This is a genomic window from Stenotrophomonas sp. 96582_Sma (assembly GCF_056480905.1).
The window spans coordinates 61,681-83,535 of the sequence record NZ_CM151122.1 but is presented as its reverse complement, the minus strand read 5'-3'; the positions used below and the strand labels follow the sequence as shown (position 1 = coordinate 83,535).

The 21,855-nt window shown below is 68.8% G+C and carries 15 protein-coding genes; 9 read left to right on the top strand and 6 right to left on the bottom strand.

The genetic code is table 11. The features are described from left to right. The first annotated feature begins 199 nt into the window (after positions 1-199). The 3 genes from ACZK2R_RS00345 (at position 200) to ACZK2R_RS00335 (ending at position 4,092) form a co-directional block, all read left to right on the top strand. On the top strand, positions 200-2,689 hold the full coding sequence (locus tag ACZK2R_RS00345) for a DEAD/DEAH box helicase (RefSeq protein ID WP_125893025.1): 2,490 nt from the start codon (positions 200-202) through the stop codon (positions 2,687-2,689). Beyond that, entirely contained in the window at positions 2,686-3,711 is a 1,026-nt protein-coding gene (locus tag ACZK2R_RS00340) for a ribonuclease H-like domain-containing protein (protein WP_125893023.1), read from the top strand. Before ACZK2R_RS00345 ends, ACZK2R_RS00340 begins: the two co-directional genes overlap by 4 nt. Positions 3,712-3,777: 66 nt before the next feature. After that, a complete protein-coding gene (locus ACZK2R_RS00335) occupies positions 3,778-4,092 on the top strand; it encodes an I78 family peptidase inhibitor (RefSeq protein ID WP_125893021.1) in 315 nt (104 codons plus the stop codon). 67 nt (positions 4,093-4,159) lie between these two features. On the opposite strand, the gene ACZK2R_RS00330 is transcribed toward ACZK2R_RS00335, so the two are convergent. Continuing rightward, positions 4,160-6,154 (bottom strand): M56 family metallopeptidase, encoded by a 1,995-nt coding sequence (locus tag ACZK2R_RS00330; protein ID WP_180837752.1) that lies wholly within the window; start codon positions 6,152-6,154, stop codon positions 4,160-4,162. A gap of 3 nt (positions 6,155-6,157) precedes the next feature. Continuing rightward, positions 6,158-6,544: a BlaI/MecI/CopY family transcriptional regulator gene (locus tag ACZK2R_RS00325; protein ID WP_180837751.1), complete on the bottom strand. Its 387-nt coding sequence runs from the start codon at positions 6,542-6,544 to the stop codon at positions 6,158-6,160. Between the two features lie 190 nt (positions 6,545-6,734). Here ACZK2R_RS00325 and ACZK2R_RS00320 point away from each other — a divergent pair, with 190 nt between their 5' ends. Beyond that, positions 6,735-7,802 (top strand): serine hydrolase domain-containing protein, encoded by a 1,068-nt coding sequence (locus ACZK2R_RS00320; protein WP_180837750.1) that lies wholly within the window; start codon positions 6,735-6,737, stop codon positions 7,800-7,802. A 72-nt stretch (positions 7,803-7,874) separates the two neighbouring features. Here ACZK2R_RS00320 and ACZK2R_RS00315 read toward each other — a convergent pair whose 3' ends face one another. Continuing rightward, positions 7,875-8,981: an SDR family oxidoreductase gene (locus tag ACZK2R_RS00315; protein WP_180837749.1), complete on the bottom strand. Its 1,107-nt coding sequence runs from the start codon at positions 8,979-8,981 to the stop codon at positions 7,875-7,877. 194 nt (positions 8,982-9,175) lie between these two features. Here ACZK2R_RS00315 and ACZK2R_RS00310 point away from each other — a divergent pair, with 194 nt between their 5' ends. Next, complete coding sequence (locus tag ACZK2R_RS00310) at positions 9,176-9,484, top strand: hypothetical protein (protein WP_004153470.1); 309 nt, start codon at positions 9,176-9,178, stop codon at positions 9,482-9,484. Here the strand turns inward: ACZK2R_RS00310 and ACZK2R_RS00305 are convergent. Beyond that, a complete protein-coding gene (locus tag ACZK2R_RS00305) occupies positions 9,462-10,517 on the bottom strand; it encodes a DNA topoisomerase IB (protein WP_180837748.1) in 1,056 nt (351 codons plus the stop codon). The genes ACZK2R_RS00310 and ACZK2R_RS00305 overlap by 23 nt on opposite strands. A gap of 111 nt (positions 10,518-10,628) precedes the next feature. On the opposite strand from ACZK2R_RS00305, the gene ACZK2R_RS00300 reads away from it, so the two are divergent. The 3 genes from ACZK2R_RS00300 (at position 10,629) to ACZK2R_RS00290 (ending at position 17,182) form a co-directional block, all read left to right on the top strand. Further along, positions 10,629-11,018 carry an I78 family peptidase inhibitor gene (locus ACZK2R_RS00300; protein WP_004133799.1) on the top strand — a complete coding sequence of 130 codons (390 nt, stop codon included), beginning with the start codon at positions 10,629-10,631 and terminating at the stop codon, positions 11,016-11,018. Between the two features lie 175 nt (positions 11,019-11,193). Next, positions 11,194-15,648 (top strand): glutamate synthase large subunit, encoded by a 4,455-nt coding sequence (gene gltB / locus ACZK2R_RS00295; RefSeq protein WP_478487694.1) that lies wholly within the window; start codon positions 11,194-11,196, stop codon positions 15,646-15,648. An 88-nt stretch (positions 15,649-15,736) separates the two neighbouring features. After that, complete coding sequence (locus tag ACZK2R_RS00290) at positions 15,737-17,182, top strand: FAD-dependent oxidoreductase (RefSeq protein ID WP_014035469.1); 1,446 nt, start codon at positions 15,737-15,739, stop codon at positions 17,180-17,182. Here ACZK2R_RS00290 and ACZK2R_RS00285 read toward each other — a convergent pair. Continuing rightward, a complete protein-coding gene (locus tag ACZK2R_RS00285) occupies positions 17,168-19,576 on the bottom strand; it encodes an ATP-binding protein (RefSeq protein WP_180837769.1) in 2,409 nt (802 codons plus the stop codon). The genes ACZK2R_RS00290 and ACZK2R_RS00285 overlap by 15 nt on opposite strands. A gap of 167 nt (positions 19,577-19,743) precedes the next feature. On the opposite strand from ACZK2R_RS00285, the gene ACZK2R_RS00280 reads away from it, so the two are divergent. Next, on the top strand, positions 19,744-20,610 hold the full coding sequence (locus tag ACZK2R_RS00280; RefSeq protein ID WP_180837746.1) for a methylglyoxal synthase: 867 nt from the start codon (positions 19,744-19,746) through the stop codon (positions 20,608-20,610). A gap of 449 nt (positions 20,611-21,059) precedes the next feature. On the opposite strand, the gene ACZK2R_RS00275 is transcribed toward ACZK2R_RS00280, so the two are convergent. After that, positions 21,060-21,839 carry a M48 family metallopeptidase gene (locus tag ACZK2R_RS00275; RefSeq protein ID WP_125893009.1) on the bottom strand — a complete coding sequence of 260 codons (780 nt, stop codon included), beginning with the start codon at positions 21,837-21,839 and terminating at the stop codon, positions 21,060-21,062. Between the last annotated feature and the right edge of the window lie 16 nt (positions 21,840-21,855).

The window sequence follows — 21,855 nt, the reverse complement described above, 5'->3', positions numbered from 1 at the left end:
TGCGTCCAGCACCCAAGGATACGGATGCCGGCTTCAGATTTCGTTGCTGCACTGGCAGCTGTTCAGCCAGGGGAGATGCGGCGACGCCACGGGACGCGAGCACTGAACGGTTCATGCCCTTGGTGTGCGGTGTCTCACATCCTGAGACGTGAGTGTGGTGCCATGTGACCCCTCGCAATCCGTCCCGGCTCCACTTTCCATGGCTTACGAACTCGCCAAGCGCACCGCCGATGCCGAGCAGAAGCTCGCCACCCGCGATGGCCTGCCCGCCCGCGACGGCGCACTGCTCAGCGCGCGCCTGCAGCGCCGCTACCAGGACCGCATCACCGGCAGCTTTGCCATTCCCGGCCGCGAAGGCCGCTATGCGCCCATTCCCGATTCGGTTCCGCCGGCCCTGGCTGCCGCCCTGAAGGCACGTGGCATCGAACAGCTCTACAGCCACCAGGCCGAGGCCTGGAACGCCAGCCAGCGCGGCGAGCACGTGGCCATCGTCACCCCCACCGCCAGCGGCAAGTCGCTGTGCTACACCCTGCCGGTGGTCAGCGCGGCGATGCAGGACAAGGCCAAGGCGCTGTACCTGTTCCCGACCAAGGCACTGGCCCAGGACCAGGTGGCCGAGCTGCTGGAACTCAACCGCGCCGGCGACCTCGGCGTAAAGGCCTTCACCTTCGATGGCGACACTCCCGGCGATGCGCGCCAGGCCATCCGCCTGCACGGCGACATCGTGGTGTCCAACCCGGACATGCTGCACCAGGCGATCCTCCCGCATCACACCAAGTGGGCGCAGTTCTTCGAGAACCTGCGCTACATCGTCATCGACGAAGTGCACACCTATCGTGGCGTGTTCGGCAGCCACGTCACCAACGTGCTGCGCCGGCTCAAGCGCATCTGCGCGTTCTACGGCGTGCAACCGCAGTTCATCCTGTGCTCGGCCACCATCGGCAACCCGCAGGCGCATGCCGAGGCGCTGATCGAGGCACCGGTCACCGCCATCACCGAATCCGGCGCGCCCAGCGGGCCCAAGCAGGTGCTGCTGTGGAACCCGCCGGTAATCAATCCGGACCTGGGCCTGCGCGCCTCGGCACGCTCGCAGAGCAACCGCATCGCGCGCATCGCGATCAAGTCTGGGCTGAAGACCCTGGTGTTCGCGCAGACCCGCTTGATGGTCGAGGTGCTGACCAAGTACCTGAAGGACATCTTCGACCACGACCCGCGCAAGCCGCCGCGCGTCCGCGCCTACCGTGGCGGCTACCTGCCCACCGAACGCCGCGAGACCGAGCGTGCGATGCGCGCGGGCAACATCGACGGCATCGTCAGCACCTCGGCGCTGGAGCTGGGCGTGGATATCGGCAGCCTGGACGTGGTCATCCTCAACGGCTACCCCGGCAGCGTGGCCGCCACCTGGCAGCGCTTCGGCCGTGCCGGCCGCCGTCAGCAGCCGGCGCTTGGGGTGATGGTGGCCAGTTCGCAGCCGCTGGACCAGTACGTGGTGCGGCATCCGGACTTCTTCGCCGAGGCCTCGCCCGAGCACGCGCGCATCGCGCCGGACCAGCCGCTGATCCTGTTCGACCACATCCGCTGCGCGGCGTTCGAGCTGCCGTTCCGGGTTGGCGATGGCTTCGGCCCGATCGACCCGGAAGTGTTCCTGGAAGCGCTGGCTGAAACCGAGGTGATCCACCGCGAAGGCGAACGCTGGGAATGGATCGCCGACAGCTATCCGGCCAACGCAGTCAGCCTGCGCGCAGTGGCCGATGGCAACTTCGTGGTGGTCGATCGCAGCGATGGCCGCCAGCAGATCATCGCCGAAGTGGATTACTCCGCCGCCGCGCTCACCCTGTACGAGGGCGCGATCCACATGGTGCAGTCCACGCCCTACCAGGTGGAGACGCTCGACTGGGACGGCCGCAAGGCCTATGTCACCCGCACGCATGTGGATTACTACACCGACAGCATCGACTTCACCAAGCTCAAGGTGCTGGACCGCTTCGATGGTGGCGTGGCCGGGCGTGGCGATTCGCATCATGGCGAGGTGCACGTGGTGCGCCGCGTGGCCGGCTACAAGAAGATCCGCTACTACACCCACGAGAACATCGGCTACGGCCCGGTGAACCTGCCCGACCAGGAACTGCACACCACTGCGGTGTGGTGGCAGCTACCGCAGGCACTGCTGCTGCGCGCCTTCGCCAGCAAGCAGGATGCGCTGGATGGCTTCCTCGGCGCCGCCTATGCGCTGCACATCGTCGCCACCGTGGCGGTGATGGCCGATGCGCGCGACCTGCAGAAGTCGGTGGGCAACGGCGATGGTTCCTGGTTCGCGATCGCCGACCAGAGCGGCCGTGGTCAACTGCGCGGCAGCGAAGGTGATCCTGGTGTGGTGGAGCTGCTGCAGGAGTTCGTGCCCACCGTCTACCTGTACGACAACTTCCCCGGCGGCGTCGGCCTCAGCGAGCCGCTGTGGCAGCGCCAGGCCGAACTGGTGCAGCGCGCGCGCGAACTGGTGCAGCGCTGCGACTGCAAGGCCGGCTGCCCGGCCTGTGTCGGCCCGGTGCTGGCCGCGCAGGAAGAGGATGACACCTCGCCGCGCGCTCTGGCGCTGCGTGTGCTGGACCTGTTCGATGCCGAGGCCTGCCAGCACGTGCCCGACGTGGTGGTGACCACCCGCGACCCGATGGAGCTGCTGGCCCCGTGAGCCTGAGCCTGGACAAGCTGCGCCTGCTGCGGAAGCAGGCCGGTGACCCGAAGGCAGTCACGCCGGCTGCGCCCGAGCCGCCGCCCGCATCACCTGCGGCACCGGTTGCCGCCAACGATGCGCGGCAACCACCGGCCGAGCGTTCGGTGTTCGCCTGGGTCGAACAGGAAATCCGCCACAAGCCGACCGGTGCAGCGGCCTCCACACCGGCACCCGCACCGCTGCGTCGGCCGGAAGTGGGCAGCCTGCATCGCCTGCTCGGCCTGCGTTCGCGGGGTGGAGCCGCGCCGGCACGCGCCAGCGCGCAGGATCGCCAGCTGCCCGGCGAGGAGATCGCACCGGGCCTGTTCCTGATCGAATCGCTGCAGCCGCAGCCCATTCCGTCGCAGCCGCTGTCACTGGATTTCGCCCGCCGCGAAGGCGAACACGTGGCCCCACGCGATCTGCTGTTCTTCGATACCGAGACCACCGGCCTGGCCGGCGGCACCGGCACCCGTGCCTTCATGATCGGTGCCGCCGACTGGCATGTGTGCCCGCAACGCGGCGAAGGCCTGCGCATCCGCCAGCTGCTGCTGGCGACGATGGCCGCCGAGGATGCGATGCTGGCCACCTTCGCCCGCTGGCTGCAGCCGTCCACCGTGTTCTGCAGCTACAACGGCCGCAGCTACGATGCGCCGCTGCTGAAGGCGCGCTACCGGCTGGCCCGCCAGCGCTGCCCGATCAGCGCGCTGGATCACGTCGACCTGCTCTATCCCACCCGCCGCCGCTATCGCGGCACGTGGGAGAACTGCAAGCTGTCCACCATCGAACGCCAGCTGCTGCGCGTAGTGCGCGAGGACGACCTGCCCGGTTCTGAAGCGCCGGGCGCATGGCTGCGCTTCCTGCGCGGCGGCGACGCGGTGAACCTGCGCCGGGTGGCCGACCACAACCACCAGGACGTGGTGACCCTGGCCCTGCTGCTGCAGCGGCTGGTACGGGAAGAACAACGTGAACGCGAAACCCTGGCGCTGGTCGGGCAGTAGGCGTTGACGCGGCCTGACGGTGGCAGCGGTGACACTGCCGCCACCATCCACGCCTGGAGCCCGACGATGCGCCTCAACCCCCTGGTCCTGCTCGCCATCCTGCCCTTGGCCGCCTGCAGTCACGCCGGCAGCAGCACCACCCATGATCCCGCGCCGGCGCCCGTGGCCGATACCGCACACGAATGCAGGCCGGAGGCGCTGGAGGCCTTCACCGGCAAGACCGCCGACGAAGCCACGATCAAGAAACTGGTGGCTGACAGCGGCGCGCGCGGTGCACGGGTGGTCAAGCCGGGCATGGCGGTGACCATGGACTTCCGCCAGGACCGCGTGACCGTGCAGGTGGATGCGCAGAACCGCATCGAGCGCGCCAGCTGCGGTTGATGTTCCCAAGGAAGTGCCGACCGCTGGCCGGCACCCCACATTGCCGGCCAGCGGCCGGCACTACCGCTCAGAGGCGCTCGGCCTTGCCGCTGGCCAGTGCGCGCGCGATCACCTGCTGTGCCTGCTGCGATGCCTGCGCATGCACGCGTGCCTGACGCTCGCCCAACGCGGCCTGTTGGCTGCCCAGTGCCGCCTGTCGGCTGGCCAGTTCAGACTGCTGGCTGGCCAGGCGCTGCATGTCACGGGTGCGGCCGGATTGCGCGGCCTCGCTGCGGGCTTCCTGCATTGCACGACGTGCCTCAGCGGCGGCCTCGCGTGCAGCCTCACGTGCAACGGCCATATCGCTGGTCGCACCACGCGCCGCCTTCGCTGCTTCTGCCGCGGCCTCACGGTTGATGTCGTGGGCGGCCATCGCGCTGCGCGCTACCTCAGCGGCGGCCAGCGCAAGGCGGCGTGACTCCTCGCCCTGCAGGCGGCCCATCTCACCCATCTGCCTGCCGAGTTCGCCCTGCTCGCGACCCAGCGCACTCTGCTGGCGGCCCAGTTCGCTCTGCTGGCGACCGAGGTCTGCGGCGCCGCTGTAGGCGCGCTGCAGGGTCTGGATCAGCATCGGGTCGCGCACCACATAGCGCTTGTCGCCCTGGCGGAACCACAGCGCCGGCCCCTTGCCGAGCTGCCTGCGGGCCACCGTTACATCGTCGATGCCGCCATTGGCGAAGGTCGAATCACCATCGACCAGCACGTAGGCCTGCAACGGCGACTTGCCGAGATCCAGGCGCCCGTAGGTGGTGATGGAGGTGGTGTGGGAAGTCGAATGTTTACTGTGCATGTCGGTATCCACGTCGACATCCACGTCGACCGCCACATCGGCATCGTCTGGGCCTGACAGCGCCTCGACATCGGCCGGCTCGGCAGGCGGCGCGGGCGCCACTGGCACGGCCGGAACGCGCGCGGCCGAAGGCGCTGCGGGCGGCGCGTTCGGAGCCTTCGGCGGCGGCGGCACCACGGCCTTCGGTGCGGCCGGCGGCGCGGGCGGTGCCGGTGGCACTGGCGCAGCGACCAGCCGCATCGGTGCCACGCCCACGAGCACCACGACGGCGGTCAGTGCCATCGCCAGAATGCGCGGGCAGGCCCGGCGCGGCTGCAGCGAGAGCAGGCGACGCTTGAGGCTGGTGGTGTTCGGCGCGGCGCTGGCCACGCCCAGGTGTGGCTGCGGTGCCACGCCCAGCTGCAACAGCAGGCGGCCATAGGCCTGACGACTCGCGCCATGCTGGCCAACCACGGCCGCATCCACCGCTTCTTCGCGGGCCTGTGCGTATTCGCGCACCGACAGGCGCAGCAGCGGGTGGAAGAAGAACAGGTGCTGGGCCAGTGCGGGCAGCAGGCCCCACTGCAGGTCACGCCGCTGCAGGTGTTGCAGTTCGTGAGTCAGTGCCAGGTCCAGCGCATCACCCTGCAGGGCGTTGTCGCCGGCCGGCAGCAGCAGCACCGGGCGGAACGGCCCGACCAGCTGCGGTGCGTCCACCTGCGTGCTCATCCACAACCGCGGCGCAGGACGCACGCCGTGCGCATCGGAGGCCAGTTGCAGGGCCTGCACCAGCGCTTCGTCCTCGCAGGGATAGGCGGCGGCCAGCAGCGCGCGGCAGCGGCGCCATTCACCAAAGGTGCGCAGGGCCATCAGCAGCACACCGGATGCCCACAGCGCAGCCAGTGCAACGGCCCACCACGCAACTGCCGGCACGTCCGCTGCAGGCACCGGCATCGCCGCCAGCAGCTGCGCCGAGGCTTCCGGTGCCAGCGGGTAGACCAGATCTGCGGCAACGTCGGTGGCGGTCATCGCCACCGCCTGCGGTGCGGGCAACCAAGCCAGCTGCAGCGGCTGGCTCCAGAACAGGCCGAGCACGGCCTGCAGCGACACCAGCCACCACAGGCGGCAGCGGGTGGCCGCCGACAGCGACGGCAACGCGCGGCACACGCCGTACACCAGGGCCACCAGCAGCACGGTCTGCAGGCTGGTCCAGCCCAGCCGTTCCAACAACGGGATCAGCATCGTGGTGTCCATGGCTCAGCCCTCGTGGCGGCGCGATTGGAGTTCGGCGACCAGCGCTTCCAGCTCGGCCAGCTCGTTGTCGCTGACCTGCTGGCGCTGCGACAGGTAGGCCACGAACGGCGACACCGAGCCCTGCAGGGTGTTGTCGACGAACTGGGCCACTGCACCCTGCAGCACGCTTTCCGGGCCACGCGTGGCCTGGTAGTGGTAGACGCCGTCCTGCTGCTGGCGACGAAGATACCCCTTCGCCCGCAGCCGCTCCATCATCGTCAGCACGGTGGACCGGGCCAGGCCACGGGCCTCGCCGTAGCCACTGGCGACCTCGCCGACGCTGGCCGGCGCATGTTCATCGATGTACTGCAGCAGGGCCAGTTCCTGGTCCCCGATCGTCTTGCCACGCATGACACCACTCCCTTGACTACACGTGTCGCCACTGTCTGCGTGACGACAACTGTAGTCAACCCCCCGGAAGTCATGGGCCGACGAACGGTAGGCACACCTCGCGCTTAAACCTTTGACGCGCCCGCTGCATCCGATCCTCGACGCCCCGCCGGAATCCCGCATGTTCCGCCCAATGCTTCGAGTCGTGCTAATGCTCATCACTGCCCTGCCCTTCGCCGCCATCTCCGCCAGCCAGGACCAGGCCAACGACCAGACCCGCCGGCTGATCCGCCAGATCATGCTGGAGCAGCGCATTCCCGGGCTGCAGGTCGCGGTGATCAAAGACGGGCAGATCGTGTTATCCGAGGCCTACGGCCTGGCCAATGTCGAGAACGGTGTGCTCGCCTCGCGCGACACCCGCTTTCCGCTCAATTCGGCCACCAAGGCGTTCACCGGCGTGGCTGCCGCTCAGCTGGCCCAGCAGGGGCAGCTGGATCTGGACGCGCCGGCCTCGCGTTACCTGGATGATCTTCCGGCAGCGTGGAGAGACGTACGCGTACGCCAGTTGCTTGCGCATACCTCAGGCCTTCCGGACATCCTTGATGCGAACGGGCTGTTGGGCGGTGGCTCCGAAGCGCAGGCGTGGACAGCCGTCACTGCGCGGCCGGTCGAAGCCGCACCCGGGCAGCGCTTCGCCTACAACCAGACCAACTACGTACTGCTGGCACGGATCATCGCGCAGCAATCCGGCATGCCCTACGAACGTTTCCTCGCCACCGGCCAGTTCAGCAGCGCGCGCATGGCCCGCACCACCTTCGGCGACAGCTACGACCTGATTCCGGATGCGGCGACGATGTACAGCTTGGCCCCGCGTGCCACCGACGCTGCGGATGCACCGTCCCGCCTGTCGCACTGGTTCTACGACATGCCGCCTTCACTGTGGGCCGGTGGTGGCATCCTCACCACCGCCGACGACACCGCGCGCTGGCTGGTCGCGTTGACCGACGGGCGCCTGCTTCAGGATGCAGCTCGGAAGAGGATGTGGACCGCAGAGCGCCTCACCGATGGCCGTGCCGGCCCATGGGCGGGCGGCTGGCCGGTGCTGCGCACATCGCCCGATCTGCAGGTGGCCGGTATCGGCGGTGCGCGCTCGGCCTTCGTGGTCTATCCCGACCGCGACGTCGCGGTGGTGGTGCTGACCAATCTGGTCGGTGCCAATCCACAGCAGTTCATTCCGCGCATTGCCGATCTTTATGCGCCTGCGGTGACCGTGCCCTGAGGCTGCCGGCCAGCGGCCGGCACTACCGGAGCATCGGCCGCGCCGACGGCCATTTCCGGCAGAATCGGTGCGTCAGCCGTGCGGCCCGCCCATCACCGGCAGGATCACCCCGCTGATGTAGCTGGCACAGACCGGCGAGGCCAGGAATACATAGGCCGGCGACAGTTCTTCAGGCTGTGCGGGCCGCCCCATGTCGCTGTCCTTGCCGAACTCCGCCACGTCCTCCGCCGGCTTGTCGGCCGGGTTCAGCGGCGTCCACACCGGTCCCGGCGCCACGCAGTTGACCCGGATGCCACGCGGCAGCAGCTGGCTGGCCAGCGCCTTGGTGAAGGCATGAATGGCGCCCTTGGTGGCCGAGTAGTCGATCAGCGCCTTGCTGCCGAAGATTCCCGTTTCCGAACCGGTGTTGATGATGCTGGCACCCTCGCCCAGATGCGGCAGTACCGCGCGCGCCATCTGTATGTAACCGCCGATGTTGGTCTGCAGGGTTTCCTGCAGATGCGCGTCTTCCAGGTCTTCCAGCCGCGCGCAATGCAGCTGGAACGCGGCATTGTTGACCAGAATGTCAATGCCGCCGAACGCCTTGGCCACCTGCTTGACCGCCTTGTTGCAGAAACGCGGATCGCGCACGTCGCCGGCGATCACCACGCAGCGGCCGCCTTCGCGCTCCACGTGCTGGCGGGTGATGTCCGCGTCCTCGGCCTCGTCCAGGTGCAGTACCGCCACATCGGCGCCTTCGCGTGCGAACAGCACCGCCACTGCACGGCCAATGCCGGAATCGCCACCGGTGACGATCGCACGCATCCCCTGCAGCTTGCCGCTGCCGGTGTAGTCCGGTGCAAGGAAACGCGGCGCCAGCTCCAGTTCGTGTTCGTGCCCTGGCTTGGCCAGCTGCTGCGCCGGCATCGCCTCCGGCTGACGGCGTGCGCCTGCCTGGGTCGCGGTCTTCTTTGTTGCCTTCTTTGCCGCGCGCACATCCTTGGCCTTTTCCTGGTCCTGCAGGCGCCGCTGCCGGGCCGCGACGCGCGCTGCCCGCGGATCGCCGGCAGCCGCCTTGCGGGTTGCGGTCTTCACCACGCGCGGGCGATCGGGGTCGGCGACGGTCTTGATTGCGGTGCTGCCTTTGCGCACCTTCGGCGATGCCTTGCGGCGGGCGGGGGTCTTCTTGGCGGTGGCCATGCAGGTCTCCTCGGGGGGAATGGGGTTGCCGGCCAGCGGCCGGCACTACCCGGGGCGGCATCCGCCGGGCCTGCAGTGTCTCCACCTATGCTGTTGGCGGCAGTGAGCGCACCGTGTCCACGATGTGCACGGTATTCATTCCGCCACCACGTGCGACGTCGCACGCTGCACGCAACCACACAAGGAACGCCACCATGAAACATGCCATCGCTACCACCGCCGTCTGCTTCGCCCTCGCCGCCTGCAGCAGCACACCGATGGCCCAGGTGCAGCCGATCGACGGCGTCATTTCCGGGCAGTGCCACAGCGACATGGTGCGCGGCGCACTGGGCTTGGCCGCTTCGGATGCCACCGTGGCCCGCGCACGCGTGGACAGCGACAGCCTGCATGTGCGGGTGCTGCGCCATGACGGTCCGCGGGTACCGCCGGCCAGCGAAGGCGGCGACCGCCTGACCATCGAAAAGGGCCGCACCAACAACATCACCGCGATCTACTGCGGTTGAGCCGGCGCGCCCTGCGCAGCACGCGCAGGGTGGCCTGTTCCCACTGGCGCGGCCCGCGCAGGCCGGCCAGCGTGGCCAGTTCGCCGCGTTCCCAGCCGGCGAACACGCACGGGTCGATGTAGGCCTTGCGGCACACCGCCGGAGTGTTGCCCAGCAGCGATGCCACTTCGCACACCACCGCGCGCTGCGCCTGCGCCAGCGCGCGCTGACTGGCCGGTTCCGGCAGTTCGGTGGCGGCAAACGCCTGCACCGCCGCCACCGTGCCACCCCAGGTGCGGAAATCCTTGGCAGTGAAGTCCTCGCCCATCACCTCGCGCAGGTAGTCGTTCACCGCGCCGGATTCCACCGGCTGCAGCGCACCGTCATCATCGCGGTACTGGAACAGCGCCTGCCCCGGCAGCTGCTGCAGGCGCCGCACCAGCAGCCCCAGCCTGCGGTCGCCCACGGTCACCTCCTGCAGCTGCCCGGACTTGCCGCGGAAGCGCATGCGCACCCGGCCGCCGCGCAGCAGTTCCAGATGGCGGTTGCGCAGTGTGGTCAGTCCGAACGAACGGTTCTGTTGTGCATAGGTTTCATTGCCGACCCGCACCAGGGTGTCCGCCAACAGCGCCACCACCATGGCCAGCACCTTTTCCTGCGGAAACCCAGGTCGCTTGAGATCCCGCGACAACCGCCGCCGCAGCGTGGGCAAGGCCTCGCCAAAGGCGATGATGCGGTCGAACTTGCCGGCGTCGCGCTCCTTGGCCCAGTCGGCGTGGTAGCGGTACTGCTTGCGTCCGCGTGCATCGCGGCCGGTGGCCTGCAGGTGGCCGTTGGCGTGGGCGCAGATCCATACGGCGGTATACGCCGGCGGAATCGCCAGCGCCCGGATGCGTTGCAGGGTGGTGGCGTCGCGTATCGCGTGGCCATCGGCATCGCGGTAGCTGAAACCCTTGCCGGCGCGGCGCCGGCTGATGCCCGGCTGGGTGTCATCGACATAGCGCAGGCCGGCCGCGCGTGCGGCCTGTCGTTCGGGAGTAGAGGGGGTTGGCATGTCGGTAGTGTCGCCGTCGCCATGCCGCGATCCTGTCGATAACACAAGACAAACACGTGAGGGCCGGTTCGCCGCTATGCTCGGGTCTTCACAACCCCTTCCGGAGTCATGATGTCGTTCCCGATTCGCGCCCGTTCGCTCTCCGCCCTGTTGCTGCCGGCCGTGCTGGCGCTGACCGCCTGCCAGGCACCGGCGCTGGATGAACAGGATTCGGCCACGGCCCACGCCCAGCAGGCCGCCGAAGCCGCCAAGGCGCCGGCCGACGAAGCCGGCAAGGCCACCGAGGCTCCGCCGGTCGGCACCTGCGATGCCAGCCAGGTGCAGAGCCTGGTCGGCCAGACCTACACCGACGCGCTGGGCAAGCAGGCGCAGGAAGATGCCGGCGCCAACCAGGTGCGCGTGCTCAAGCCCAACGACGTGGCCACGATGGAGTTCCTCGGCGACCGCCTGAACATCGAAGTGGACGCCAAGGGCGCCGTCAGCGGCGCGCGCTGCGGCTGAGTCCGGCCCCGCGCCGGCACTGGGTTGCCGGCGCGTTCTGTTGCACCTGCAACCGTGTATTGCGGCGTTGCAGCAACCTGTGATCTAGTCGAGGCATCCGGTGGCCTCACGATGCGCTCCAGGGATTGAGCGGGCTTGAGTGTCCCCGTTCAATTCATTCCGCATCGAGGTAGAGATGGCCCCCCGCAACCGCCAAGGGCTTTACGACCCGCGCTCCGAGCGCGATGCCTGTGGATTTGGCATGGTCGCCCAGCTCGACGATCAACCATCGCGCCTGTTGGTTGATACCGCCATCGCCGCGCTTTCGCGCATGACCCACCGTGGCGGTGTCGCCGCCGATGGCCTGACCGGCGATGGCTGCGGCCTGCTGCTGCGCCGCCCCGATGCGTTCCTGAAACTGCTGGCCAGCGAAGCCGGCATCGCGGTCGCTGCGCGTTTCGCCGCCGGCCTGGTGTTCCTGCCGCACGACGCCGACGCGGCGCAGGCCTGCCGCGCGCAGCTGCAGGCGCAGGTGGAAGCGGTCGGCTGCAAGGTCGCCGGCTGGCGCGAGGTGCCCACCGATGACAGCGTCTGCGGCCAGCTGGCGCGCGACACGCTGCCGCGCATCGAGCAGGTGTTCGTCGACGCCGGCATCGGCCAGGACGATGCCGGCTTCGCGCTGGCGCTGTTCCTGGCCCGTCGCCGCAGCGAACAGCAGCTGCGCGAACACGCCGACTTCTACGTCACCACCCTCACCCCGGATGCGATCAGCTACAAGGGCATGGTGCTGCCGGACAAGCTCAGCCGCTTCTTCCCGGACCTGCAGCGCCGCGAGCTGGCCTCCAGCGCGATCGTGTTCCACCAGCGCTTCTCCACCAACACGCTGCCGCGCTGGCCGCTGGCGCATCCGTTCCGCATGCTCGCCCACAATGGCGAGATCAACACCATCGAAGGCAACCGGCGCTGGGCGCAGGCGCGCAGCAAGGTGTGGAAGACGCCGCGCTTCGACATCGGTGAATTCGACCCCGTCATCTCCATGCACGGCTCTGACTCGCAGAGCCTGGACAACATGCTGGAGCTGATGGTGGCCGGTGGCATGGAGCTGATCCAGGCGCTGCGCATCCTGGTGCCGCCGGCCACCCAGTCGCTGGAATTCAAGGATCCGGACCTGGCGGCCTTCTACGAGTTCCATGGGCTCAACAGCGAGCCGTGGGATGGCCCGGCCGGCATCGTCGCCTGCGACAGCCGCTATGCGGTGTGCACCTTGGACCGCAACGGCCTGCGTCCGGCGCGCTGGATGCTGACCGCCGACCGCCACTTCCTGGTCGCCTCCGAAGCGGGTGTGTGGGAAGTGCCGACCGAGCGCGTGGTGCGCAAGGGCAAGCTCGGCCCCGGCGAAATGGTGGCCATCGATCTCAAGCGCGGTGACCTGCTCGACTCCGATGCGGTGGATCGCATCAACCGCGGTCGCGCGCCGTACAAGCAATGGCTGCAGCAGGGCGTGACCTACCTGCAGACCGAACTGATCGATCCCTCGCTGGTGGAGGAACCCTTCGACGAAGGCACGCTGCGCAGCTACCACAAGCTCTACCAGCTCAGCAGCGAGGAAGTGGAGCAGGTGCTGCGACCGCTGGCCGAGACCGAGCAGGAAGCCACTGGCTCGATGGGCGACGACACGCCGATGGCGGTGCTGAGCCAGCGCAGCCGCCCGCTGTACGACTACTTCCGCCAGGCCTTCGCGCAGGTCACCAACCCGCCGATCGATCCGCTGCGCGAAGACTGCGCGATGTCGCTGTCCACCCAGCTCGGCAGGGAGACCAACATCTTCCACGCCGGCCCGGAGACGGTGAACCACGTCATCCTCAACTCGCCGGTACTGAGCCAGCGCAAGCTGCGCCAGCTGCTGAAGATGGACCAGTACGTGCAGGCCAACCGCCTGCTGGACCTGTCCTACAGCGAAGACGAGGGCCTGCGTGCCGGCATCGAGCGCATCTGTGCCGAGGCCGAACAGGCCGCGCGCGACGGCATGGTGATGCTGCTGCTGTCTGACCGCTACCCGGTGGCCGGACGGCCGATGGTGCATGCGCTGCTGGCCACCAGCGCCATCCACCATCACCTCTCGCGGCTGGGCCTGCGCTGCGACGTGAATCTCATCGTCGAGACCGGCACCGCGCGCGACCCGCACCACATGGCCTGCCTGCTCGGCTTCGGCGCCACGGCGGTGTATCCGTACCTGGCCTACCAGACCCTGTTCGATCTGGGCCGACGCGGCATCCTCAAGCTCAGCAAGGGCGGTGAGCAGTCGCAGATCGGCCGCCGCTACCGCAAGGGCGTGTACAAGGGCCTGTCGAAGATCATCTCGAAGATGGGCATCTGTACCGTGGCCAGCTACCGCGGCGCGCAGCTGTTCGAGATCATCGGCCTGGAACCGGAAGTCGTGGACCTGTGCTTCCCGGATACCGCTTCGCGCATTGGTGGTGCCGGTTTCGCGCGCCTGGATGCCGACGCACGCGAGCTGTGTGCGCAGGCCTGGGATGCGCAGCAGGACGTGGATGTCGGCGGCCTGTTGAAGTACGTGCACGGCGGCGAGTACCACATGTACAACCCGGACGTGGTGACCACCCTGCAGCGCGCGGCGCGCAGCGGCGATCCGCGTGCCTGGCAGCAGTACTGCGATGCCGTGCACGCGCGTCCGCCGTCGGCACTGCGCGACCTGCTGGAACTGGTGCCGGCCGCTGCGCCGACACCACTCGATGACGTGGCGCCGGCCAGCGAACTGTTCCCGCGCTTCGATACCGCGGCGATCAGCCTGGGTGCACTGTCACCTGAGGCACACGAGGCGCTGGCGATTGCGATGAACCGCCTCGGTGGTCGCAGCAATTCCGGCGAAGGCGGCGAAGATCCCGCACGCTATGGCACCGCCAAGCGCAGCAAGATCAAGCAGGTGGCCTCGGGCCGCTTCGGCGTCACCGCCGAATACCTGGTCAATGCCGAAGTGCTGCAGATCAAGGTCGCGCAGGGCGCCAAGCCCGGCGAAGGCGGCCAGCTGCCCGGGCACAAGGTCAACGAGCTGATCGCGCGGCTGCGCTACGCGCGTCCAGGCATCGGCCTGATCTCGCCGCCGCCGCACCACGACATCTATTCGATCGAGGACCTGGCGCAGCTGATCTACGACCTCAAGCAGGTCAACCCGACCGCGCTGGTGTCGGTGAAGCTGGTCAGCCATGTCGGCGTCGGCACGATTGCCGCGGGCGTGGTCAAGGCCGGAGCGGACCTGATCACCATCTCTGGCCATGACGGCGGCACCGGTGCCTCGCCGGTCAGCTCGATCCGCTATGCCGGCGTACCGTGGGAACTGGGCGTGGCCGAAGCGCACCAGGCGCTGCTGGCCAACGACCTGCGCGGGCGTACCCTGCTGCAGACCGACGGCGGCCTGAAGACCGGCCTGGACGTGGTCAAGGCCGCGCTGCTGGGCGCGGACAGCTTCGGCTTCGGCACCGCACCGATGATCGTGCTGGGCTGCAAGTACCTGCGCATCTGCCACCTCAACAACTGTGCCACCGGCGTGGCCACCCAGGACGAGCGCCTGCGCGAGAACCACTTCACCGGCCAGCCCGAGCGCGTGGAGAACTTCTTCCGCCTGCTGGCCGAGGAAGTGCGTGGCTGGCTGTCGTACCTGGGCGCACGTTCGCTGGAAGAAATCGTGGGCCGCACCGACCTGCTGCGGCAGATCGAGGCGGCGCCGCGCGACGGCGTGCGCGTGGACCTGTCACGCCTGCTGGCCGATGCCCGCTACGAGGGCAGTCACTGTGCCGCGCAGCGCCTGTACGAATCGCCGGACAGCCTGGCCACGCAGATGGACGGCCTGCTGGCCCCGGCCATCGAACACAAGCGCGGTGGCGAACACCGCTTCCTTATCCACAACACCGACCGCAGCATCGGCACCCGCCTGGCCGGTGCGGTGGCACGCGCACACGGCAACCAGGGCATGGCCGAGGCGCCGCTGGAACTGCGTTTCCGCGGCAGTGCCGGGCAGAGCTTCGGCGCGTTCAACGTCGGTGGCCTGCACCTGGAAGTGGAAGGCGAAGCCAACGACTACGTCGGCAAGGGCATGGCCGGCGGCCGCCTGGTGGTGCGTCCGCCGCGCGGCGCCCGCTTCGAGGCACGCAGCACCGCGATCATCGGCAACACCTGCCTGTACGGCGCCACCGGTGGCGAGCTGTTCGCCGCTGGCCGCGCCGGCGAGCGTTTCGCGGTACGCAATTCCGGCGCGCTGGCGGTGGTGGAAGGTGCCGGTGACCACTGCTGCGAGTACATGACCGATGGCGTGGTGCTGGTACTGGGCAAGGTCGGCCTGAACTTCGGTGCCGGCTTCACCGGTGGCCTGGCCTACGTGCTGGACGTCGACCGCGATTTCGTCGACCGCTACAACCACGAGCTGATCGACATCCATCGCGTCTCCGCCGAGGGCTTCGAGAACTACCGCCAGCACCTGCACCGCCTGATCGGCCGCCACCGCGAGCTGACCGGCAGCATCTGGGCGCAGCAGATCCTGGACGAGTTCCGCGATTACATCGGCAAGTTCTGGCTGGTCAAACCGAAGGCCGCCAGCATCGAGTCGCTGACCGAAACCCTGCGACGCGCCGCGTAACGGTAGTGCCGGCCGCTGGCCGGCATCCCAGGATCACGTAGTGCCGGCCGCTGGCCGGCAACGTTCCCCCCGCATTCCAGAGCCCGCCATGAGCCGCAAGCACGCCTTCCAGTTCCTCGATCTGCCCCGCACCATGCCGCAGCGCATTCCGGTGGAACTGCGCACGTCCGGCGACTGGGGCGAGCTGTATGGCAAGTTCGGCAAGGAGGACGCCCAGTACCAGGCCGGTCGCTGCCTGGATTGCGGCAACCCCTACTGCAGCTGGAAGTGCCCGGTGCACAACGCCATTCCGCAGTGGCTGCAGCTGGTGCAGGAGAACCGCATCCACGAAGCCGCCACGCTGTGCCACAGCACCAACCCGCTGCCGGAGGTGTGCGGCCGGGTCTGCCCGCAGGATCGACTGTGCGAGGGCAGCTGCACGCTGGAGGAATTCGGTGCGGTCACCATCGGTGCGGTGGAGAAGTACATCGTCGATACCGCGCTGGCCAGCGGCTGGCGCCCTGACCTGGGCGCGGTGCAGCCCAGCGGCCACAGCGTGGCGGTGATCGGCGCCGGTCCAGCCGGCCTGGCCTGCGCCGATCGCCTCGCCCGCGCTGGCATTGCCGCCGTGGTCTACGACCGCTATGAGCAGATCGGCGGCCTGCTGCAGTTCGGCATTCCCAGCTTCAAGCTGGACAAGGACGTGATCCACCGCCGCCGCGAAGTGCTGGAGGGCATGGGCGTGCAGTTCCGCCTCGGCGTGGAGATCGGCCGTGACCTGAGCGTGCAGCAGCTGCTGGACAGCCACGACGCGGTGTTCGTCGGCACCGGCGCCTACCGCTACACCGATGGTGGCCTCGACGGCCAGGACCTGAAGGGCGTGCTGCCGGCCCTGCCGTTCCTGGTACAGAACAGCCGCATTGTGGGCGGCGATGACCCGAAGGGTCGGCCGATTGCCGGCTGGGAAGACACCATTGCCCTGCCCGACCTCAACGGCAAGCGCGTGGTGGTGCTCGGTGGCGGCGATACCGGCATGGACTGCGTGCGCAGCGCGGTGCGGCTGGGCGCGGCCAAGGTCACCTGTGCCTATCGCCGCGACGAAGCCAACATGCCCGGCAGCGCGCGCGAAGTGGCCAATGCCCGCGAAGAAGGCGTGCGCTTCCTGTTCAACCGGCAGCCGCTGTCGATCGAAGCCGGCGCCGACGATGAAGTGATCGGCGTGACCGTGGTGGAAACCCGGCTGGGCGAGCCCGATGCCAACGGCCGCCAGAACGCCGTGCCGATCGAAGGCAGTGAATCGCTGCTGGAAGCGGACGTGGTGATCATCGCCTTCGGCTTCTCACCGAGCGTGCCGGCGTGGCTGGCCGAGCTGGGCGTGGAAGGCCAGTCCAACGGACGCATCGTGGCCGGCGGCAAGGACCGCCTGCCATTCCAGACCGCGCATCCGCGCCTGTTCGCCGGTGGTGACGCGGTGCGCGGTGCTGACCTGGTGGTGACCGCCGTGGCCGAAGGCCGCGATGCCGCCGCCAGCATCGTGCGGCTACTGGCCCACTGAGTCCGGTACCAGCAATGCCGCCAGCAGCGCCCGCAGTGCGTGCGGCTCCACCGGCTTGGCCAGGAAGTGGTCGATGCCAGCCGCACGACAGGCTTCGCGGGTGCTTTCCATCACGCTGGCGGTGAGCGCGATGATCGGCACCTGCGCACGCGCCGGGCAGGCATCGGCACGGATCGCCCGTGCCAGCGCGAAGCCATCCATGCCCGGCATGTGGCAGTCGGTGATGACCAGGTCGAACGGCTGCGCCTGCCATGCTTCAAGCGCCGACCGTCCATCGGTACAGGCGTGGACCTGCAGCCCGAGCGCACACAGGTGCTGCTCCAGCAGATGCAGGTTGGTGGGATGGTCTTCAGCCATCAGCACGCGCGCCGCCGGCAATGGACGCTCGTCCGCAACCGCCGGCGCGGGCGCGGCCACGGGTGCCTCACAGGCATCCAGGTCCAGATCCAGCCACACCCTGGTGCCCTTCCCGGGTGAGCTGCGCAGCTGCAGCTCCGCCCCCATCGAGATCGCCAGCTCGCGGCAGATCGCCAGGCCCAGCCCACTGCCGCCGAAGCGCCGCGTGGTCGAGCGCTCCGCCTGGGTATAGGCAGCGAACACCGCCTGCTGGCGCTCCTCGCTGATGCCCACGCCGCTGTCGCTTACCTGCAGGCGCAGCCGCTGGCCCCAGTCGCGTTGCTGCAGTACCTGCACCTGCAGTTCCACGTGGCCGTGCCGGGTGAACTTCAACGCGTTGCCGGCCAGGTTGAACAGGATCTGGCGCAGGCGCAGGCCATCGGCCAGCGATCCCGGCTGCATCTCCGGATCAAGCACCACCTGCAGGTGCAGGCCTCGGCTGGCGGCCACCGGCATCAGCAGCTGCTGCACCGCGCGCACCAGTGCCGCCAGGTCGGTGGGCCACAGCTGCAGTGGTGCGCCCTCCAGGCGTTGGCTGTGCAGTACATCGTCGAGGATCTGCCGCAGCATCCGCGCGGCATCATCGACGGTGGCCAGCACCTGCTGCTGGCGCGGCTCCAGCCTGCTGCCCGCCAGCCGTTCGAGCATGCCCAGCAGCGTGCTCATCGGGGTGCGGATCTCGTGGCTCATCGTTGCCAGGAAGTGCGCCTTGGCCTGTGCCGCCTGCTCGGCCTCGCGGCGCGCTTCGGCCAGCGCGCGGGTACGTGACTGCACCTCACTGACGTCGATCCAGTAGCCGCTCCACTCGACGTCGCTGTCGTCGCAGGACAACGGCCGCCCATGCGAGCGCACCCATCGCCAGCCCTGTGGCGAGCGGGTGCGGAAGGTGACGTCGATCGGGCCACGCGCCAATGCAGCCATCTCGACGCAGGCCATCACCTGGTTGCGGTCATCCGGGTGGACCGCGGCCAACAACCGCTGGTGATCGATCCGCGCGGTCTCCACGCTGATTCCGAACAGGGCCTGCACGTCCCCGGCGATCTGCGGAAAGCTGTAGTGGCCGCCCGCCGAACGACGCGCCTGGTAGACCACCGCCGGCAGGTTCGCGGTCACCTCCTGCAGGCGCTGCTCCACCCCTCGGCGGCGCACGCTCTCGCGATGGACCCGCCAGTAGCCGAAGGCATGGACCAGCGCCAGGGCGAGCAGGATGAGCGAGGCCGGCACCAGCCAGCGCAGGGGCGACGATGACGGAGCATTGCGCGGCCGGTCCGGCAGCCAGGCCGCGCGGATCTGATCGCGTTCGGTGTCGGTCAGCTGCGACAGCGCCTGTTCGAAGCCGGCGATGACATCGGCGCAGGCGGGCGTGGTCGCCAGCACCAGGGCATCATCGAATCCGGCCGGCGCGGCGATCAGCAGTGCATCGCCCTGGTAGCGGCGCAACGCCGCCTCGACGTCGCCGAGGTTGGCGACCACCGCATCGACCAATCCGGTACCCAGCAGCGGGAGTGCATCGTCCAGCGCTGCCGGAGGCAGCAGCTGTGCACCCGCTGCCTGCTCGGCCAGCAGCCCCTGCAGCGGCACCCGGCTGGGGCTGGCCACAATGCGTCCACGTAGATCTTCCAGGCCCAGCACCGGCGGCGCATCCTCCCGGCGCACGATCACCTGTGGCAGCTGCAGGTAGGGCGTGCTGACCACCCATCCGGCAGGCAGTTGCGAGCGTGGCCATCCCAGCAGCGCCTGGGTGCCGGCCGGCAGCTCGTCCCGGTCCACGCTGGTGGCCGGCACGGGCAACAGCTGCAGTGGCCGTTGCCCGCCCAGCAGCTTCAGGTACGCCGCGCCGAGCCCCCGGGCTTCGCCCTGTTCGCTGGACGACAAAGGAGCACGGTCGGACGGCCAGGCGATGCGCAGCGGTGTGCTGCAGCCCGTGGCGGAGGCCGCGGCAGGCAGCAGCAGGCTGGACATGACAGCAATGGCTGCCGGGAAGCCGGCGACATTCACGGTAGGCATCCTCATCTCGCGGGCGGAAGGAACGGCCGCGCTGCGGTACCGCTGCCTGCCACGCTATCGACGCCCGGGCCGACGGCAATGAAGAAAGTTGTAAAAGCATCCAGATGGGGGAATGCCGACATACACTGCCGCCTTCACCCGTACCTGCGGAGCGTTCGATGCGCATCGGCCTGGCTGCCAACCGTCTTCATCACCACGACGCGCGCGCTGCGCTGTTCCGTTGGCTGCGCAGCAGCGAGGCCGGCCTGCGCGAGCTGGGCGTGTCGCTGCATGCGGTCGGCCGCACCCATGACGCGATCGAACGGCAGGGCTTCCTGACCGGGTACGCGGGCCTGCACCGTTATCCCTACGGACGCGAGGGTGGCCTGATGAAGCTGGTCGCCGAAGTCGTTGGCATGGGTCCGGATCGGACACTGGATGGCGCGATCTACCTGATCGACCCGGTCGATCCATCCTCGGTGTTTCCGGAAGCAACCGCGCTCAAGCGGCAGTGCGTGATCCACGGCAAGCCGTTCATTTCGACCGTGGCCACCGCACGCGACTGGGTGGAGGTGGAGCGCGTCCACGCCGGGCTGGCAGCCGATGCCGGCGCCGACGACCTGCATGCGTTCGAAGGCCAGACGCTGGCGCTGATCGCGCACGATGCGATGAAGCCGGCGATGCTGGCCTTCGCCGATGAGCACTTCGATGTGCTGGCCCGGTTCGGTGAGCGGGTGGCCACCGGGACCACCGGCCAGCGTTTGAACGCGCTGGCCTGGAGCCGGGGCTGGCCGCGTGATACGCCGTGGGTGACGCGCTACCAGAGCGGCCCGATGGGCGGTGATGCGCAGATTGCCGACCGGGTGCTGGAGGGGCGTTGCCAGCGCGCGATCTTCTTCGAGGATCCGCATGTGGCGCGCCAGCATGAGGCGGATATCCAGCTGCTGGAGCGCGCGGTGACGACAGTGACCGATCAGGCGGTGTGCATTACGGCGCCGCGGGTGGCGGCGCGGTGGGCGGCGGCGGCGGCGCTGCGGGCGGGGTGAGGGTTTCGACCAACGGCTGAGCCCCTCGTGGTGGGTCGTTCAGATCAGAAGCCGTGCTTGGCCGGGTGGGGTGGATTGCGCAGGGGTCGCTGCAAGTCCCCCTCCGGGGCCCGGCCCAGCCGCTGGCGGCTGTGCGTTCAGGCGCTTGCGAAGCAGTGCTTCGCAAGCAAAGCGCCTTCACCCTTGTAAGCTCGATGGCGCCATCCATGGCGCCAACGCCCCTGCATGGCTCACCCGCCCGGCCTCAGACAGTTTCCGTGCGTGTCCAGCCACGGAAGAGAGAAAGAAGAGCAAGAGCGGAAGCGGGTCGCGCGCTGTGTGCGCTTCTGTAGAGTCGAGCTTGCTCGACTGCTCAGCACGCGGTCTTGAGTGAAGCCCCTTCTGTTGAAGGGGCGCGCCGAAGGCGGGGGTAGAGGAAGAATGCGTGGGCAACTGCTGTAGCGCGGGCGCTACAGCAGTTGCCGGAGCATGGCCTTCAGGCGTCGCCCTTCCAGCTGGAAGTAATCGCGCTGTTCGCGCCAGGCGGGGAAGCGTTGTTCCACTTCGTGCCAGAACGCGGGTGAGTGATTCGGCTGGATCAGGTGGCAGAGTTCGTGCACCAGCACGTACTCGAACGCCTCGGATCGGCCCAGCACCAGGGCCAGGTCCAGTGCCATGCTGCCGTCCGGGGCAAGTGAGCCCCATTGCGAGGACATCACCTTCAGGCGCAGGCGGCTGGGTGCGCGCGGCAGGGTGGGCAGGTACTTCGGCAGCCATCGGCCGACGTCGGCGCGGGTCTGGGCTTCGTAGAACTCGCGCAGCAGGCGGCGCAGGGTGGCATCACCGCCGCGGGTCGGCCACTGCACGCAGGCGCCGTGCTCGTCGATCTCCAGCCGCGCGTAGCGGCCTTCCTGCCAGCGCAGCGGCAGCAGTTCGCCACGCAGGGGCAGCACACCGTCTTCGCCGGGCTGCAGCGGTGCCGGCAGGCCCTGGCCCTGGTACTGGCGCAGCTGCAATGCCAGCCAGTCGCGGTGCTGTTCCAGAAAGCGTTCGCCCATCACCAGGCTTGCTCGCGGTGGCAGGGTCAAACGTGCGCCGCGTTCGTCCACGCTCAGCTTGATGCGGCGCGCACGTGGATCGCGCACGCGCAGCACCTCGATCTCGGCATCCTCCAGGCGCAGGCGAACGGTGTCGCGCTGTACGGTGGCGGGCGGGGTCGGGCTGATCAGGCGGCGCAGCAGACGGCTCATGCGCCCAGCATAGCGC

What these genes read in the sequence shown, in the direction of transcription:
- ACZK2R_RS00345 (WP_125893025.1), top strand. Translation starts at nt 200, where the DNA reads ATGGCTTACGAACTCGCCAAGCGCACCGCCGATGCCGAGCAGAAGCTC.
- ACZK2R_RS00335 (WP_125893021.1), top strand. Translation starts at nt 3,778, where the DNA reads ATGCGCCTCAACCCCCTGGTCCTGCTCGCCATCCTGCCCTTGGCCGCC.
- ACZK2R_RS00330 (WP_180837752.1), bottom strand. Translation starts at nt 6,154, where the DNA reads ATGGACACCACGATGCTGATCCCGTTGTTGGAACGGCTGGGCTGGACC.
- ACZK2R_RS00325 (WP_180837751.1), bottom strand. Translation starts at nt 6,544, where the DNA reads ATGCGTGGCAAGACGATCGGGGACCAGGAACTGGCCCTGCTGCAGTAC.
- ACZK2R_RS00320 (WP_180837750.1), top strand. Translation starts at nt 6,735, where the DNA reads ATGCTCATCACTGCCCTGCCCTTCGCCGCCATCTCCGCCAGCCAGGAC.
- ACZK2R_RS00315 (WP_180837749.1), bottom strand. Translation starts at nt 8,981, where the DNA reads ATGGCCACCGCCAAGAAGACCCCCGCCCGCCGCAAGGCATCGCCGAAG.
- ACZK2R_RS00310 (WP_004153470.1), top strand. Translation starts at nt 9,176, where the DNA reads ATGAAACATGCCATCGCTACCACCGCCGTCTGCTTCGCCCTCGCCGCC.
- ACZK2R_RS00305 (WP_180837748.1), bottom strand. Translation starts at nt 10,517, where the DNA reads ATGCCAACCCCCTCTACTCCCGAACGACAGGCCGCACGCGCGGCCGGC.
- ACZK2R_RS00300 (WP_004133799.1), top strand. Translation starts at nt 10,629, where the DNA reads ATGTCGTTCCCGATTCGCGCCCGTTCGCTCTCCGCCCTGTTGCTGCCG.
- gltB (WP_478487694.1), top strand. Translation starts at nt 11,194, where the DNA reads ATGGCCCCCCGCAACCGCCAAGGGCTTTACGACCCGCGCTCCGAGCGC.
- ACZK2R_RS00290 (WP_014035469.1), top strand. Translation starts at nt 15,737, where the DNA reads ATGAGCCGCAAGCACGCCTTCCAGTTCCTCGATCTGCCCCGCACCATG.
- ACZK2R_RS00280 (WP_180837746.1), top strand. Translation starts at nt 19,744, where the DNA reads ATGCGCATCGGCCTGGCTGCCAACCGTCTTCATCACCACGACGCGCGC.
- ACZK2R_RS00275 (WP_125893009.1), bottom strand. Translation starts at nt 21,839, where the DNA reads ATGAGCCGTCTGCTGCGCCGCCTGATCAGCCCGACCCCGCCCGCCACC.